General features: G+C 70.6%; 11 protein-coding genes. 4 read left to right on the top strand and 7 right to left on the bottom strand.

Annotated features, from left to right (window positions below; genetic code table 11):
- Nucleotides 1-17: 17 nt before the first annotated feature.
- The 4 genes from B0I29_RS37510 to B0I29_RS37490 form a co-directional block, all read right to left on the bottom strand.
- A complete protein-coding gene (locus tag B0I29_RS37510; protein ID WP_111653924.1) occupies nt 18-3,497 on the bottom strand; it encodes an ABC transporter ATP-binding protein/permease in 3,480 nt (1,159 codons plus the stop codon).
- Nucleotides 3,498-3,603: 106 nt separating this feature from the next.
- Nucleotides 3,604-4,827, bottom strand: a complete 1,224-nt coding sequence (locus tag B0I29_RS37505) for a styrene monooxygenase/indole monooxygenase family protein (protein WP_111653923.1) — start codon at nt 4,825-4,827, stop codon at nt 3,604-3,606.
- Nucleotides 4,828-6,113: 1,286 nt separating this feature from the next.
- Nucleotides 6,114-7,295: a metallophosphoesterase gene (locus B0I29_RS37495; RefSeq protein WP_181558175.1), complete on the bottom strand. Its 1,182-nt coding sequence runs from the start codon at nt 7,293-7,295 to the stop codon at nt 6,114-6,116.
- A 37-nt stretch (nt 7,296-7,332) separates the two neighbouring features.
- Nucleotides 7,333-7,995, bottom strand: coding sequence for a nucleoside/nucleotide kinase family protein (locus tag B0I29_RS37490; RefSeq protein ID WP_111653920.1), 663 nt, complete (start codon nt 7,993-7,995; stop codon nt 7,333-7,335).
- A gap of 112 nt (nt 7,996-8,107) precedes the next feature.
- Here B0I29_RS37490 and B0I29_RS37485 point away from each other — a divergent pair, with 112 nt between their 5' ends.
- Nucleotides 8,108-9,181, top strand: coding sequence for a ScyD/ScyE family protein (locus B0I29_RS37485; RefSeq protein ID WP_111653919.1), 1,074 nt, complete (start codon nt 8,108-8,110; stop codon nt 9,179-9,181).
- Here B0I29_RS37485 and B0I29_RS37480 read toward each other — a convergent pair.
- Entirely contained in the window at nt 9,171-9,833 is a 663-nt protein-coding gene (locus tag B0I29_RS37480; RefSeq protein WP_111653918.1) for a hypothetical protein, read from the bottom strand. The genes B0I29_RS37485 and B0I29_RS37480 overlap by 11 nt on opposite strands.
- Nucleotides 9,834-10,242: 409 nt before the next feature.
- On the opposite strand from B0I29_RS37480, the gene B0I29_RS37475 reads away from it, so the two are divergent.
- The 3 genes from B0I29_RS37475 (at nt 10,243) to B0I29_RS37465 (ending at nt 13,482) form a co-directional block, all read left to right on the top strand.
- Nucleotides 10,243-11,178: a sulfotransferase family protein gene (locus B0I29_RS37475; RefSeq protein ID WP_111653917.1), complete on the top strand. Its 936-nt coding sequence runs from the start codon at nt 10,243-10,245 to the stop codon at nt 11,176-11,178.
- A gap of 67 nt (nt 11,179-11,245) precedes the next feature.
- Nucleotides 11,246-12,157, top strand: coding sequence for a glycoside hydrolase family protein (locus tag B0I29_RS37470; RefSeq protein WP_111653916.1), 912 nt, complete (start codon nt 11,246-11,248; stop codon nt 12,155-12,157).
- Nucleotides 12,158-12,501: 344 nt separating this feature from the next.
- Nucleotides 12,502-13,482 carry a serine/threonine-protein kinase gene (locus B0I29_RS37465; RefSeq protein ID WP_111653915.1) on the top strand — a complete coding sequence of 327 codons (981 nt, stop codon included), beginning with the start codon at nt 12,502-12,504 and terminating at the stop codon, nt 13,480-13,482.
- Here the strand turns inward: B0I29_RS37465 and B0I29_RS37460 are convergent.
- Together B0I29_RS37460 and B0I29_RS37455 are read right to left on the bottom strand one after the other, a co-directional pair.
- Nucleotides 13,479-14,342, bottom strand: a complete 864-nt coding sequence (locus tag B0I29_RS37460; protein ID WP_111653914.1) for a universal stress protein — start codon at nt 14,340-14,342, stop codon at nt 13,479-13,481. The two genes, B0I29_RS37465 and B0I29_RS37460, sit on opposite strands and share 4 nt — an antisense overlap.
- Nucleotides 14,339-15,790 (bottom strand): amino acid permease, encoded by a 1,452-nt coding sequence (locus B0I29_RS37455; RefSeq protein WP_111653913.1) that lies wholly within the window; start codon nt 15,788-15,790, stop codon nt 14,339-14,341. The genes B0I29_RS37460 and B0I29_RS37455 overlap by 4 nt, the downstream gene beginning before the upstream one ends.
- Nucleotides 15,791-15,892 lie beyond the last annotated feature (102 nt).

Below are 15,892 nucleotides of genomic sequence, written 5' to 3'. Positions count from 1 at the left end.
CACAACAGCGCGGGACCCTAACCGGCCAGGTGGCCCCACTGTGATTCCAGCTCCTGCCACGTTCCCTGTGCCTCGGCCTGGCCGCCGATCAGCACGACCACCCGGTCGGCCTGTGCCAGCGCCGCCCGTTTCGAGGTTGAGCCGACCACGGTCACGCCGTGCGAGCGCAGGGCCCGCCACAGCTCCAGCTCCGTCGTCACGTCCAGGGCGGACGAGACGTCGTCGGCGATCAGCAGCTCGGTGCGGGGCGCGAGAGCCCGGGCCAGGGCCAGCCGTTGCAGCTGGCCCCCGGAGAGCCGGGTGCCCTTGTGCCCGATGAGCAGGTGCAGGCCGCCGCCGACCGCGCTCAGGTCGTGTTCCAGCTGGGCGACCGACACCGCGTCGGCCGCGTCCACCTCGTGTCCGAGCTGGATGTTGTCGGCCACCGTCCCGGACAGCACCCGGGGCAGCTGGGCGACGTAACCCACCTGGTTGGGCCGCAGGAACATCTCCGGTTCGCGGACCGGTTCGCCGTTCCAGCGCAGGTCACCGGTGTGGTGCACGATGCCGGCGAGTGCTCGCAGCAGCGATGACTTGCCGGAGCCGACCGGGCCCACCACGAGGACGAGTTCTCCTCGTTCGACGGTGAGCTCGATGTCGCGCACCCCGAGGGCGCCGTTCTCGTGCACCGCGCTGAACTGATGCAGGTGCAGTGAGCGCAGCGGGTTCCGGGGCGCCGAAGGCGGCGCGGGCGCCGTCCCGGCGGAGATGTCCACTCCCGGCACCGACGAGGAGTACTCGGAGACGCCGGCCATCTCGACCGTGCGACGGGTCCACACCTTCGCTGACGGGAAGTGCGAGACCAGCGACGCGATCGTCCACGCGAACCACCGCGCCGACCCGAGGGTCGCCACCGCGATCAGGGTGGCCGCCGGGCTGAGCTGGCCGTTCAGGTACAGGTACCACGCCGCGATGGGCAGCAGCCCGCTCGCGACCGACGGGGTCGAACGCGCCCAGACCTGGATCGCGATCTCCCGTCGTTGCAGCTCGCTGCGGACCCCGTCGAGATCCGCGAGATGCGTCAGGACCGGCTCGGTCGCGCCGGCGAGTTTCACCGTGCGCGCCGCCGACAGCGACGACACCAGCGACGTGGCGAACGCCGCGCGGGCCGCCACGGTACGCCGGGCCGCCTGCTCCAGCCGGGGCCCGAACAGCGTCGCGGCCAGGCCGGACAGCACCATCGTGCCGACGAACAGGCCGGCCGGCACCGCCGACTGCGAGGTCAGCGTCATCGCCACCACGGTGAGCACCGCGACGCCGTTGTCGATCAGGTTGTCGGCGAGCATCACGACGCGCTCGGTGTCACCGCCCTGCGCGACCACCTCGGCCGGGGTGTACTTGCTGACCCGGCGCGGGCCGACCTGGCCCCGCATGAGCCGCAGGCTGATCCGCAGCATCTGCCGGACCCACCACTCCGGGAACCAGGCGCCGGTGAAGTACAGCGTCGGGATCAGTGCGAGCAGCGCCGCCGCGATGCCGATCGCCGGGTACAGCGGATTGCCCTGGCCGTCGACCACGTTCGCCCAGAGCAGCGGCAGGACCGCGCCGTCCAGCCCGAGCAGCACCAGGAACACGAACAGGCTGACCGCGCCGAGACCGTACCGTTTGTCGTTGGACGCGAGGCGGACGATCTCCCGCATGGTGCGGGCGCGCGGCGGTGCGGGCAGCGGCGGGGGTTCGACGCTGGGCAGCGGCCCGGCGAGCGAGTCCTGGCCGAGTTCCTCCCGCGCGGCGGTGTCCCAGTCGTGCTCCTCGTTCTCGGTCAGCAGGCCGCCGCCGACCGGTGCCGGGGCTGCGACCACCAGGTTGCTGCTCGCCATCAGTTCGGCGAACCGCCGTGACTCGCTCAGCGGACCCTGTTCCAGAACCTCGCCGTCGGCGAGCACGATCACCTCGTCGCAGCGCTGCACGCTGGAGAGCCGGTGTGCCACGATCACGCCGATCCGGCCTTGGAGCAGCCGGTCGGTGGCGCGTTGCACCCAGGCCTCGGTGACCGGGTCCATCCGGGCGGTGGCCTCGTCGAGGATCACCACGTGCGGGTCGCGGACCAGGATCCGGGCGAACGCCACCAGCTGTTCCTGCCCGGCGGAGAGCTTGTAGCCGTTCTCCCCGAGCCGGGTGCCGATGCCGTCCGGCAGACCCGCCACCCAGCTGGTGAGGCCGAGTTCGTCGATCGCGTTCTTCGCCGTGCCCAGAAGCTCCGGGTCGAACAGCGCGATGTTCTCGGCGAGCGTGCCGGCCAGGATCTCGGTGCGCTGCGGCACGATCGCGGTCCAGCGGCGCAGGCCCTCGACCCCGATGTCGTTCACGTCGACGCCGCCGAGGAACACCGTGCCACGCGGGACGTCGACGGCCCTGGTGAGCAGCTTGGCGAGAGTCGACTTGCCGGAACCGGTCCGGCCGATCAACGCGTACGAACGGCCTCTCTTGAATTTGATCGTGATGTTCTTCAAGGCCGGCGGGCGGTCGGTGTTGTAGTGGAACGTCAGGCCGCGGACCTCGAGGTCGCCGTCGGTCGGGTCGACGCCCTCGGTCGGCTCCTGCTTGACCTGGCCGAGCATCTGCACGCGGCTCCAGGCGCCGAGCGCGTTCTGCAACTCGGGGACCATGCGGGTGACGTGCTCGAGCGTGCCGCCGAATCCGAGCGCCAAGAGCCAGACCCCGGTGAGTCGCGCCGCGTCGATCTGTCCCGCCATGAGCGCCCAGGCCCCGGCGACAACCAAAACCGCGATCAGGGTACGCGTGATCGCACCGGCGCCCATCGTGATCCGTGAGGAGGAGCGCCAGACCCGGCGGCCACGGCGCAGCACCTCGGCCGATCGCTGGGCGTAGAGCCGCATCACGTAGGGCGCGGCCAGACTGGTCCGCACGTCGTCCTGCCCGTGCACCGCCTCCTCGACCACCGACGCCAGGTCGGACCAGGCCTCCTCCTCGGCGATGCGGAGCGGGGAGATGCGCTGGACCGGTTTGTTCATGACGACGAAGAGCAGGACCGACACGACGATCATGGCGACCGCGGCGGGCCACCAGACGAAGAACGTCGTGATGATCGAGAGGAAGGCCACCGCGAGGGACTGCGCGAGCCGCACGCCGCTGCCGCGCAGCTCGGAGCTGACCTGATAGACGTCGGAGTCGATGCGGTCGAGCAGCTCACCGACCGGGGTGTTCTCCAGGGTGGGCAGGTCCTGGCCGAACGCGACCCGGTTGAGGCCGCGACGGACGCGGGCCGCCCAGTCGGCGGTCAATCGGGCCACCACCAGGCCGACGAAGACATCGCTGAGCACCCCGGCGACGAGGGCGACCACCAGGACCGTGAAAAGGCTCCAGGAACGGTCGACCAGCACCGGGCCGGCTAACGCGAGCGCTATCGCGCCGCCTGCCGCGCCTAGGACGATCAGGAACGCGACGAGCGCGGTGCGACTTCGGCTTGTGGCCCACAGGTCGCGGAGCAGACGCATGGATAGTCCTCGGGCAGTTGGGGGGAAGCGGTGCCCCCATCCTGCGCGGAGGCCGGGAGGCGGCTCAACCGGTTTATTCCCGGCATATCCGTCTCCCGGCCTTTTTTCAGACGCTTCTCAGGTACGTCTCCGCTGCTTGCGGGTCGGCGAACCAGGTGAGCAGGTCGTTCGGGTCCTCGAAGCCATGTGCGAATCGCCGGGCCACCGTCTGGTTGGCGCTCGCCGCGCCGAGGATCTGCTGGGCGTGCGGCGGCAGCGGCTGCAGCATCCCGTTGGTCCACAGCGTCACGGCCTGACCGTGCGCCGCCCAGAACGACTCGAAGGTCACGGTCATCCACTCCTCGTCGAACGGCTTGTCACCGTTCGCCAGAATCGCCTGGAGGTAGTGGGCGGCCGCCTTCGCCGCGGTGTTCGATCCCTGCCCGGTGATCGGGTCGTTGGAGATCACGATGTCGCCGATGCCGAGCGCGATGCCGCCGCCGGGCAGGTGCGCCACCGGCTTGCGGACGGCCGGGGTGAACCGGCCCCTGATCGTCGCCTGGTCGTCGGTGAGCGTGACGTCGCCGCACCGTTCGGAGAACCAGGGCAGGTTCTCCTTGATCAGGCCGAGCGTGATCTCCAGGTGGTTCTCGGCCGGCTGGTTCTCGAACACGTCGAGCGGGCCGCCCGGGATGGCCTCCCAGAACAGGATGTCGCAGGGCCCGCTCGTCGTCAGCGACGGGATCACGAACAGCTCGCCGAGACCCGGGATCGCGTGAAACTCCACGTGCGGCTCCGGCCAGGCCGGATCCGGCGCCAGCCCGTGCACGTACGCGACGGCCAGGGCGCGCTGCGGCTCTGTGTACGGTGACCGGTCCGGATCACGGTCGAACGCCTCGACGAGGTCGCCACGGCCGGCCGCGACGATCGTCAGGTCGTACCGCGGCGTCAGCGCTTGAAGGTAGCTGAGGCTCACCGGCTGGTAGATGACGTCGACCCCGGCCTGCTCGGCCTCGGTCAGCCACTGGGCGAACTTGATCCGCTGGTCGGTGGAGTAGGCCGGCCGGTCCAGCGGCGCGGTGAACTGAAGTGCGAGGTTCCCCGGCGGGGCGGCCAGCATCACGTGCAGGCCGTGAATGGGCGGTGCGGCCTGGTCCCAGTGGTTCAGGCCGTAGGCGCGCTCCAGCTCCAGAGCCGGATCGAACATGGCCTGGGTCGAGGTCGGCCGGCCGGCCCGGATCTCGGCGGGCGTACGCGCCGACATGAGAGTGACCTGGTGACCCTCGGCCTTGAGGCTCAGTGCCAGCTGGAGTCCGGCCTGGCCGGCGCCGACTATCAGGATGTTGCGCAAGCTGTGTCTCCCCCGTGTGTGAGGTCCGTCAGTGATCCACGCCCCCGCAAGCACCGTACACAGTGAAGTCCGAATATGACTATCGGTAAGATCACTGTCTGTTGTGGACGCTTGACGGTGGGTGCGCCGACCAGCCCGAACCGCCCCAGATCTTGAGCGATTTCGCACCCCAGAGCGCACAAGAAGGCTCAAGATCGCCGGCATCGACCACCAGCACCGCTGCGGGGACCAGCACCGCTGCGGGGACCAGCCCCGCCGCAGGGACCAGTGACGCCGGCGGGATCGGCGACGCCGGCGGGGCCGGCTGGCAGGCAGGGTCGACTGGGCCAGTGGCGGCGGGACGGCAGAGTCGACTGGGCCAGCGACGCCAGCGACGCCAGCGACGCCAGCGACGCCAGCGACGCCAGCGGCACGGTCGGCGCTGGTGGGGCCAACGAGGTCGGCGGGGCGGTGAGCGACGAGCGGCGTGGCGGTGAGTGGCGCGGCGGCTCGTGGTGGGTTGCCGTTCACAGATCTTGTGCGGTTTTGCCGTCCGATCGACCACAACCGCACGAGTTTCCGGGGAGGCCGCGCTCGGCGTGGTGATCCGCGAATTCCTTGGTGACGCGCTGCTACCACAAACAGTGGGGAGTGCGCGCTTTGTGGAATTCCGTGGGGGTCAGAGCACCTAAGGGTTACCAAGATTCGGCCGGCGACGGCGGGACCGTCTCCTTCGCGCTCACTTTGCGTGAGGCCCCGGCGAGGTGGGTGATGCCGCTGGCTTTCTGGCTGCAGCGGGCGAGCATCGTGGACACCGCACCGCCGGGCAAGACACCAGGTACCTGTCGAAAGCTTTCCTGACCTGGGGCCGCCCACCACCGCAATGGCGAAGGACGAGCGACGCGAAGTTGCCAAGTTCGGGAGATGGGGAGGGCCAAGGCGCCGGCAGCGAGGGCGGCGAAGGGCGGCATGCGGGCAATCGGCGGTAAACGGCAGCAAGCGGGCTTGGTCGGTGAACGGCAGCACGCGGGCATGGGGCGGTGAACGGCAGCACGCGTGGTGACGCCCCGTGCGCCGCGCCCGGGCGGTGAGAACGTTGCGTGGGGTGGCGCCCTGGCAATGACCACTACGTGAATGGCCGCTGGGTGGTGCGTACCGCGGCGGGCAGCCCTGGGCGGGAACGTCCCCGCGAGTGGTGTGCGCCGGTGTCGGGGCGCCCGGGCAGTCAGCGCCGCTTGAACGCGGGCGCCAGCCGGTGAAGCGGTGGCGCGGGCCCCGTGGGGGATAGGGCTGGCGAAGAGCGGGCGTTACCTCGGGGTGTGGAGGGTTAGGAGGGTGATCTCGCTGGGGGCGAAGATGCGGAACGGCGGGCCCCAGAAGCCGGTGCCGCGGCTGGTGTAGAGCTGGGTTCGCTCGGAGTGGCGGGACAGGCCCTGCAGGACCGGCTGGTCGAGGCGGACCAGGTAGTGGAAGGGCCACATCTGGCCGCCGTGGGTGTGGCCGGAGAGCTGGAGGTCGACGCCGTGGGAGACGGCGCCGGTGATCTGGTGGGGCTGGTGGGCCAGGAGCAGGATCGGCAGCGACGGGTCGGCGCCGGCCAGGGCGGCCTCGTGGTCGGTGTGGTGGCCGGGCAGGCCGGAGCCGGCGGCGGTGCGGTCGTCGACGCCGGCGACGATCAGGGAGTCGCCGCCCCGGGTGACGACCAGGTGGCGGTTGTGCAGGGCGTCCCAGCCCAGCGACGTCATGTGCTCGACCCAGCCGAGGGCGCCGCTGAAGTATTCGTGGTTGCCCGTGACGTAGACCCGGGCGAACCGAGCCTGGACGTCGGCGAGCGGGGCGGCCATCGAGAGGCGCTGCTGGACCTCGCCGTCGGCGATGTCGCCGGTGTGGGCCACGATGTCCGGGTCCAGTGAGTTGATCACCTTGGTGACGCCCTGTGACCAGCGGGTGCGGTCGATCGGGCCGTAGTGCGTGTCGGTGATCAGGACGACGCGTAGCCCGTCGAGGCCGGGGCCCAGACGGGGGATCGTGACGTCGACGCGCCTCACTCTTGAGACGCGCATCGCTTCCGCGTACCCCCAGAGGAGCAGGACCGAGGCGATCAGAAGGACCACCGCGGTGACCACCCGGGAGCGCACCGGATCGTCGACGCCGGCGAGGCGGAGGGCGAGGCCGAAGGCCTGGCCGATCACCGACCAGGTGAAGAGCACCCAGACCACGCCGAGCAGGGTGTCGGCGATGCGGGAGGCGGTGTCGCTGTGACCGCCGTGGCCGCGGAACATCAGCACCGGGAAGCCGAGCGCGGCCAGGACGACGAGCGCGGTGCCGGCGAGCTCGACCCCGAGGGGCCAGTCGTTGCCGGACCAGAGCAGCGTCACCAGTGGCACGCCGAAGAGCAGCGCCACGACCGCCAGCACCACGAAACCGAAGATCGCGCGTCGTGGCGAGCGACGTTTCGGCTCGCTCTCGACCGCCTCACCCACTGACATGAGCGCAAGCATGCCACGCGGGTCCGACAAAACCCGTTCAGGCTGGTCGCAAGCTGTGAAGCAGCACAGGTTCGACCAGGAGATCGGCCCGCGAGCGGGTGGTGGCGATCACCTCGGCGTTGCGTTCGTCGGTGCCGGTCGCCCAGGCCACCGCGTCGTCGTGCGCCTTGCCGAACCGCTCGTGCCGCTCGACCAGGCGGCGGAGTCGTTCGGCCGGGTCGAGATCGGCGTACCAGACCTCGGCGAGCAACGCGCGCACCGGCTTCCAGCGCTCGTCGTCGAGCAGCAGATAGTTGCCCTCGGTGACGATCAGACGAGCTTTCTTGGGTACGGGAATAACCCCCGCGATCGGCTGTTCGAGAACCCGCTCGAAACCCGGCGCGTAGATCATCGGGTCCTGGTCCTCGACGAGGCGGCGCAGCAGTGCGGCGTACCCGTAGGCGTCGAACGTGTCCGGGGCACCCTTGCGGTCGCGCAGGCCGAGGCGGTCGAGTTCGACGTCGGCGAGGTGGAAGCCGTCCATCGGCACGTGCGCCACCCAGTCCGGGCCGTTGATGCCGGCCAGGGCCGCGACCAGATGCGCGGCGAGCGTGGTCTTGCCGGCGCCGGGCGGTCCGGCGATGCCGAGGACAGCGCGACGACGGCCGTCACGAACGAGACCGTGAGCGCGTGTGACGAGATCCGCGAACGTGCACGTCATGCGGGTGACCGTACCGGTACTCCTACCGGGGTCGGATCGAGGACTCTTCAGGGCCGCCGGACCTTTCGAGCCGGGAACCTGGCGAAGGTATCCGAACGCATGGGGGAGTTGGATGATCACCAAGAGTGTTGTCGCGGCCGTCGTGGGGGCAGCCGCGCTCCTCGTCCCAGCAACGCCGGTCGCGGCCGCCCCGACCGTCAGGACGATCGCCACCGGCTTGGACAACCCACGAGGCATCACCTTCGGTACGCACGGCGAGCTCTACGTCGCCGAGTCCGGCCGGGGTGGCGCGGGGCCGTGTCAGGCCGGGCCGGAGGGCGGCGAGGTCTGTTTCGGCCGGTCCGGGGCGATCACTGTCGTCTCGCAGGGCCGGCAGTGGCGGGTGCTGTCGAAGCTCCCGTCGCTCGCGTCGCCGGAGGGTGCCGAGGCGACCGGCCCGTCGGACGTGGCGATCGGTGAGGACGGCCGGCTGTACTACACGGTTGGTCTCGGCGGCAGCCCCGACCTGCGTACCCAGGTGCCGCAGCTGGCCGGCATGGCGAAGCTGTACCGGGCCGGCCGCTCACCGTCCGTGCTGGCCGACATCGGCGCGTACGAGAAGAGCGCCAACCCGGACGGGGTGAAGCCGCCGGACACCAACCCGAACGGCCTGCTTGCCACCGGCAGCGGCCAGTTCGTGGTGGACGCCGGCGGCAACGCGCTGGTCCGGGTCGGCCGGCGCGGCCGGATCACCACGGTCGCGACGTTCCCGCGGCGTCCGGTGACAGCGCCGGACGGCACCACGATCGGCATGGAGGCGGTGCCGACGTCGGTGAACCGGGGCCCGGACGGCGCGTACTACGTCAGCGAGCTGACCGGGTTCCCGTTCCCGGCCGGTCAGGCGCGGATCTGGCGGGTCGTGCCGGGGCAGGCGCCCCGGGTCTTCGCGTCCGGATTCACGAACATCATCGACCTGGCCTGGGCGCCCGACGGCCGGCTGTACGCGTTGGAGATCGCCCACAAGGGACTGCTCTCCGGTGACCGCACCGGCGCCCTGATCCGGGTGGACCGCAAGGGCAGGCACACCGTGGTGGCGTCGGCCGGGCTGACCGCGCCCGGTGGTGTGGCGATCCGCGGGAAGTACGCGTACGTCACGAACTGCAGTGTCTGTCAGGGGACGGGTTCGGTGGTGCGCGTCAGGCTGTGAAGCTGAGGCCCAGCCGCAGGCCGGCGACGCCGGCGGGGGAGAGCGGCCGAGCCGTGGCCCGGCACAGGTCGGAGCGGACCTGTGCCGGCAGCTCGTCGCCGAGGGCGCAGAGGGCCGGGAACAGATCGAGCACCTGCCGGTGGGTGAGCGCGCCGGTGCCGATGAGCAGGCCGTTGAGCGCGGTCCGGCTCTCCACCAGCTCGGAGCAGAGCTGCATCCGCCAGGCCACGTCGTGCACGTGGTCGGGGAACTCGCGGGCGATCCGGTTGCCGGACGGCGCTCGGACGCCGCCGATCGAGGACTGCCGGAAACGGGCCACCGACGGCGCGAGCCGGCAGGCGATGCCGAGCCGGCGGGCCAGCTGCGGAACGGTGAGCACGTCGAGGCCGGAGGAGCAGCGCTCGCAGAGGCGTTCGAAGGTCTTCGCGTGGACCACGGACGCCGGCCGCTGGCAGGCGCCGTCGAGGCCGCAGATCGGGTCGAGGATCACCTCGGTGAGCGTGCCCTCGTGGTCGAAACGCCCGACGGCGAAGTAGGTCGTCGGCACGGTGCGGTAGTGGGCAAGGGCGGCGCGGGCGCTGACGTATCCGTCTGGGTCGACGCCGATGCGGGGCACACCGTCGTCGGTGTGCAGCTGGATTAACCGGAACATGGTGCGCGCTCCCGGGGTAGAGCTTCCCTGTCGTTCTCCGATACGTCGGCGGGCGAACAAAAGTTCACACATTACTCTGTGTCATCCATCTGTGACCGAGTATCCGCTGCTGAGCGTGCCGGAGAAAGGCGAAGATTACTCGGCGTAATGGCATAAGGCCAGAGGTGTGGGACACTCGCCGGATGAGCGACTGTGTTTGCGGACATCCGCATCGGGCGCATGAGCATCACCGGCGCGGCACCGAGTGCGCGCTGTGTGAACCGGGGCGGTGCCCGCGGTTCCGCCGGGGGGACAGATGGTGGCACCGGTGGCTGCGATGAGACGTCCACCACATGGGCGCCGGGCTGCCAAATCCTAGTGAATCTGTAGGCTAACTCTTACTTTCGAGTGAGAGCCCGAGGGGGCGCAGATGTCACTACCCGATTTCCTGATCGCCGGCGTGCCCAAAGCCGGCACCACGGCTCTGCACGCCGCGCTGGTGGGTCATCCGGAGCTGTTCCTGCCGTCGGTCAAGGAGCCGAAGTTCTTCCTCTCCGACGGCCCGCCACCCACGATCGGCGGGCCCGGCGACGTCCAGACGTACCAGGAGCACATCTGGCGTCAGGACGAGTACGAGGCGTTGTTCGACCCGGCGCCGGACGGCGCGCTGCTGGGCGAGGCGACACCCTTCTATCTGTACGACCTGAAGGCGCACGAGCGGATCGCGAAGCTGACCCCGGACGCCAAACTGATCATCCTGCTGCGTGACCCGGTGGACCGCGCGCACTCCAACTGGACCCACCTGTGGGTCGCCGGGCTGGAGGAGAAGGCCGATTTCCTGGAGGCCTGCCACGCCGAACAGGAGCGCAAGGTCGCGCACTGGGCGGACTTCTGGCACTACATCGGGCTGGGCCTCTACGGCGAGCAGCTCCAGCACCTCTACCAGCACTTCCCTCGCGAGCAGGTGCTGCTGCTGCGGTACCGCGACCTCAAGGACGAGCCGGCGCGGACCCTCGACCGGGTCTGCTCGTTCCTCGGTGTGCGAACCGGTGTGCTCACCGCGATCCCGAAAGAGAACGTGAACCGGCACTTCGTCGAGGACACCGCGGTGAACCAGGTGCTGCGTGGCCTGCTGCGCGCCGGCGGCACCTTCGGGCATCATTTCCCGGTGCCGCTGCGCCTGGCCGCGCGTGGTCCGCTGCTCACCCTGCTGCACCGCAAGCGGGGCAACCGCCCGGTGACCACGCCGGAGGAGCGGGCCGCGTTGCTGCCGTACTTCGCCGAGGACATCGCCCTGCTCCAGGAGGTCACCGGCGAGCGGTACGACGACTGGCTCAGCCTGGACCGACACGCCAAGGCCCGGTAAAGCCCACCAATTCTATAGATGATGCAAACTTGACGGGTTCCGTCGCCGCAACCCCAGGAGAGCCGCCTTGACCATCGGAATCACGGCCCTGCCACTGCCGCGCTGGGAAGACTCCACCGTGGTGGTGGAGCCCCCGGGCACCGAACCCGGCGCCTGGTCGGGCGCGCCCAGCACGGTGGTGGCGGACGGCTTCGTCTACCTCGCCTATCGCCTGCGGCTGCCGATCGGCGCCGGCCGGGGCATCGCCAACGTCGTGGCCCGCTCCTCCGACGGCCTCGACTTCACGGTGGTCGCGGAGATCGCCAAGGACGGATTCGGCGCCGAGTCCCTCGAACGCCCGGCCCTCGTGCGTACGCCGGAAGGCCGCTGGCGTCTGTACGTCAGCGCCGCCACGCCGGGCACCAAGCACTGGCGCGTCGACCTGCTCGAAGCCGACACCCCCGAGGGACTCGCCACCGCGACGCCGCGCACCGTGCTGGCCGGCGACGAGGACAACGCGGTCAAGGACCCGGTGCTGCACCACGACGAGCACGGCTGGCACCTGTGGGCGTCGGTGCACCCCCTGGAGTCCTGGGACGACGCCGACCGGATGACCACCGAGTACGCGACCAGCCCGGACGGTGTGCACTGGACCTGGCAGCGCACCGCCCTGGCGGCCCGCCCCGGACAGTGGGACGCCCGTGGCGTGCGGATCACCTCGGTCCTGGTCTCCGGCGACACGATCACCGCGTCGTACGACGGGCGGGCCACGGCCGGGGAGAACTGGGAGGAGCGCACCGGAGTGGCGCGCGGCTCCCGGCTGCCGGACGGCACGTTCGGCCCGCTCGTCGCCGAGGACCGGGAACCGATCGGCAGCCCGCACGAGCCGTTCGGGTTGCGGTACCTGAGCCTCGCCGAACTGCCGGACGGCCGGCACCGGATCTATTACGAGGCGACGCGGGAAGACGGTGCGCACGATCTGCGTACCGAATTGGTTTGATCTTGATTTTGCCTGTGGACAGTCGCGGAGAGTAAGTAAGGGTGGTAACCCGAAACGCCCTGAGCTGGAAACTGGGCCACATGCTGAGACTCCGATCACTCAGGGTGGGGTCCGGGTTGGCGGTGATGATCGACGTGGCCTAACGTTGCGCCCGACGTCAGGTGCACCGGAAAACGGCCGCACGGTCCAGTGGCGGAGCAGCACTCACAAGGTGCGGCTCCGCCATTTCCGGTTCCGGACACGATCGGGTGTGTGCTGCCTCGCGGCGGCGTTTGTGCACTGACCGGCGGGGTATTTCCGGGCCAGCCGGGTTGGGGTTCCCGGCGGGGGTCTGAGGAGGCACGATGCGCACGCTTGGCGGGCGGTACCAGCTCGTTAACCGCATCGGGCTCGGCGGTATGTCGGAGGTCTGGCGCGGTCACGACCGGGTGCTCGACCGGCCGGTCGCCGTCAAGATCATGGCGCCGGCGGTGGAGGGCACTCTCGGTCAGGGCGGGGTCGATCTGGTCCGGACCGAGGCACGTTCGGCGGCCCGGCTCGCGCACCCCAACGTCGCCGCGGTGCACGATTTCGGCACCTCGCCGTCGCCGGAGCGGGACGTCCCGTACATCGTGATGGAGCTGGTCGACGGGCAGACCCTCAGCGCGCACCTGGCCGCGGGCATGCTGGACTGGCAGATCAGCGTCCGCATCTGCGCCGAGGTGGCGGCCGCGCTCGCCGCCGCGCACGCCCAGCAGGTGGTGCACCGCGACATCAAACCCGCCAACATCATGCTCACCCCGGCCGGTGCGAAGGTGCTCGACTTCGGCATCGCCGCGGCGATCGGCTCACCCGACCCGGACCCGGAAGGGCCGGTCATGGGTACGCCCGCCTACATCGCGCCGGAGCGGTTCGACGGGCTGCCGGCCACCCCGGCGGCCGACATGTTCGCCCTCGGCACGCTGCTCTACCACTGCCTCGCGGGGACGCTGCCGTGGAGGGCGCGCTCGCACACCGAGATGGTGATGGCGCAGCGGTTCGAGGACCCGGTGCCGCTGCCGCACATCGAAGGGCTGCCGCCCGAGGTGCTCGATCTCGTCTCGCGCTGCCTGTCCCGGGAGCCCACCGAGAGGCCGCCGGCGCTGGTCGCGGCGCTGCTGCTGGCCGAGGCGGTGGACGCGCGGGTCTACGTGCCGATCGCCGACCTGGGTTTCGAGCCGGAATACCCGCCGGCGGTGTCGGCATGGGACGAGCGCGCCGCCGCGGAGGCGACCACCCCGTCCGGGGGCGGCCACGTCGACGGGGCCGTAAGGGCTGACGGCGTCGGCCGGCACCGCAAGGACTAGGCGCGCGGCACCACCACCAGCGGCCGCCGGGCGCGGCGCAACAACCGGGCCGACACCCCGCCGAGCAGCACCCGCCGGGCCGGTCCATACCCGCGCGACCCGCAGAACAACACGTCCACGTCGGTCAGCTCGGCGAGGGTCTCCACCACGTCGCCGGACCGGATCTCCCACTCCACGGTGACGTCCGGGACGGCCAGCGCCGCTTTGCGCAGCGCCTCCTCGTAGGTCTCCCGCGCGGTGTCCAGGAACGCGCGCTCGGCGTCCGATCCCAGCAGGAACGGCAGCGCGGCGTCACCGCGCGCCACCACCGTGACCAGCCGCAACGTCTGCCCGGTACGCCGGGCCAGCCGGGCCGCCGACTCCAGAGCGGCCCGCCCGTCCGGGGTGTCCACGTAGGCGACGCCGATCCGTCCGTGCGTGCCCGGCGGCTCGGTCATCCCGGACGGCGCCACAGCGACCGGGCAGACGCTGCCGGCGAGCAGGCGTTCCGCGGTGCTGCCCGGGAACAGGCGGGACGCCGGAGCGGCCGCGCCGGAACCCACCACGAGCAGCGAGGCCTGCCGGTGCTCGGCCAGGTCGTGCAGCCCGTGCGCGGCCGAACTGGACGCCAGCACCTGGTACTCCACGCCGGGCGGGTCACCCAGCGTGGCGCGGGCGCCGTCCAGGACCCGGTCGGCGGCGGCCCGCCGGTCCGCGACCCACTCCGCGTCCACCCGGCCGGAGCCGATCGCCGCCGGCGCCGGATGCACCACCGCGACCACCAGCGGCGCTTCGAGCAGCCCGGCCGCCCAGTGGCCGAGCGTGAGCGCGTCGGTGGCGCAGCTGCCGCCGTCCACTCCGGTGATCACCGGGCCGGTCACAGCTGTTCCTCACCGCGGGTCTCCGGGCGCTGCGGCGGGTCGGCCGGTGTGGTGGCGGCCTGGCGCAGGCGGGAGTGGCGGTATCCGTAGAAGGCGTAGATGAGCATGCCGACCGCGAGCCAGGCGATGAACCGGATCCAGGTGTCGAGCGGCAGGTCGGTCATCAGGTACACGGCGAACAGGATCCCGATGATCGGCAGCAGCGGCGACCACGGCACCCGATAGGGCCGGGGCATGTCCGGCCGGGTCCGCCGCAACACGATCACACCGATGTTGACCAGTACGAACGCGAACAGCGTACCGATGTTGACCAGTTCCACGATGGTGCCCAGCGGCACCAGGGCGGCCAGGATCGCGATCAGCACGCCCAGGCCGATGGTCAGGCGTGCCGGCGTACCGAATCGGGTGTTGACCTTGGCGAGCCGGCGCGGCAGCAGGCCGTCGCGGCACATCGCGAAGAAGATCCGGGTCTGGCCGTAGAAGATCACCAGGACGACGCTGGTGATCGCGACGACCGCGCCGAGCGCCAGGATCGCGGCGGCCCAGCTCATCCCGGCGCCCTGGTCGAGCGCGGCCGCGAGCGGCGCGTCGCTCTCGGCCATCTGCTCCGGGGTGGCGATGCCGAGCGCGCCGGCCACCGTGAGCACGTAGAAGAACGTGCAGATGATCAGCGAGCCGAGGATGGCGAGCGGAAGGTCCTTTGCGGGATTTCGGGCCTCCTCACTGCCGGTGGAGACCGCGTCGAAGCCGATGTAGGCGAAGAAGATGATCGCCGCGGCCGAGGTCACCCCGTCGACACCCTCCGGGGCGAACGGCTGGAAGTTGCGGGTGCTGAAGTTCGCGAACGCCACCACGATGAAGAACACCAGCACGAGGAGCTTGATCCCGACCATGATCAGGTTGACGCGTGCGCTCTCGCTCACGCCCCGGACCAGCAGTAACGTGATCGCCAGCACGATGAACACGGCCGGCAGGTTGAAGACACCACCGTCCTCCGGCGACTTCGCGATCGCATCCGGCAGCGCCACGCCGAACGCCGAGTCCAGGAACGCGTTCAGGTTGCCGCCCCAGCCGACCGCAATCGCGGCCACCGAGACGCCGTACTCCAGGATCAGGTCCCAGCCGATGATCCAGGCGACCAGCTCACCGAGCGTCGCGTAGGCGTAGGTGTACGCACTGCCCGAGACCGGGATCGTCGACGCCAGCTCGGCATAGGAGAGCGCCGAGAACGCACAGGCCACCGCGGCCAGCACGAACGAGAGGATCACCGCCGGCCCGGCCAGCGCGGCGCCCTTGCCGATCACCACGAAGATCCCGGTGCCGATGATCGCGCCGACACCCATCGCTGTCAGCTGGGTGGCGCCGACCGCCCGCTTGAGCTGCCCTTCCCCGGTGGTGTCAGTGATCAGCGAACTCACGTCGCGGACCGCGAAGATTCCCGGCTTCATCAGGCCTCCTCCCGCGGCGGCGATGCCACCGCCATGCCTGCCACCGTGTCCTTCGATGCGCGGATGTCGCAAGATGATCGGCGCGATGCGCCGAAAACGGTC

Origin of the sequence: Actinoplanes lutulentus, assembly GCF_003259845.1 — a bacterium.
Taxonomy (GTDB): domain Bacteria; phylum Actinomycetota; class Actinomycetes; order Mycobacteriales; family Micromonosporaceae; genus Actinoplanes; species Actinoplanes lutulentus.
This window is presented reverse-complemented; position numbering and strand designations above follow the sequence as displayed.

What these genes read in the sequence shown, in the direction of transcription:
- B0I29_RS37490 (WP_111653920.1), bottom strand. Translation starts at nt 7,995, where the DNA reads ATGACGTGCACGTTCGCGGATCTCGTCACACGCGCTCACGGTCTCGTT.
- B0I29_RS37485 (WP_111653919.1), top strand. Translation starts at nt 8,108, where the DNA reads ATGATCACCAAGAGTGTTGTCGCGGCCGTCGTGGGGGCAGCCGCGCTC.
- B0I29_RS37510 (WP_111653924.1), bottom strand. Translation starts at nt 3,497, where the DNA reads ATGCGTCTGCTCCGCGACCTGTGGGCCACAAGCCGAAGTCGCACCGCG.
- B0I29_RS37475 (WP_111653917.1), top strand. Translation starts at nt 10,243, where the DNA reads ATGTCACTACCCGATTTCCTGATCGCCGGCGTGCCCAAAGCCGGCACC.
- B0I29_RS37495 (WP_181558175.1), bottom strand. Translation starts at nt 7,295, where the DNA reads ATGTCAGTGGGTGAGGCGGTCGAGAGCGAGCCGAAACGTCGCTCGCCA.
- B0I29_RS37480 (WP_111653918.1), bottom strand. Translation starts at nt 9,833, where the DNA reads ATGTTCCGGTTAATCCAGCTGCACACCGACGACGGTGTGCCCCGCATC.
- B0I29_RS37455 (WP_111653913.1), bottom strand. Translation starts at nt 15,790, where the DNA reads ATGAAGCCGGGAATCTTCGCGGTCCGCGACGTGAGTTCGCTGATCACT.
- B0I29_RS37465 (WP_111653915.1), top strand. Translation starts at nt 12,502, where the DNA reads ATGCGCACGCTTGGCGGGCGGTACCAGCTCGTTAACCGCATCGGGCTC.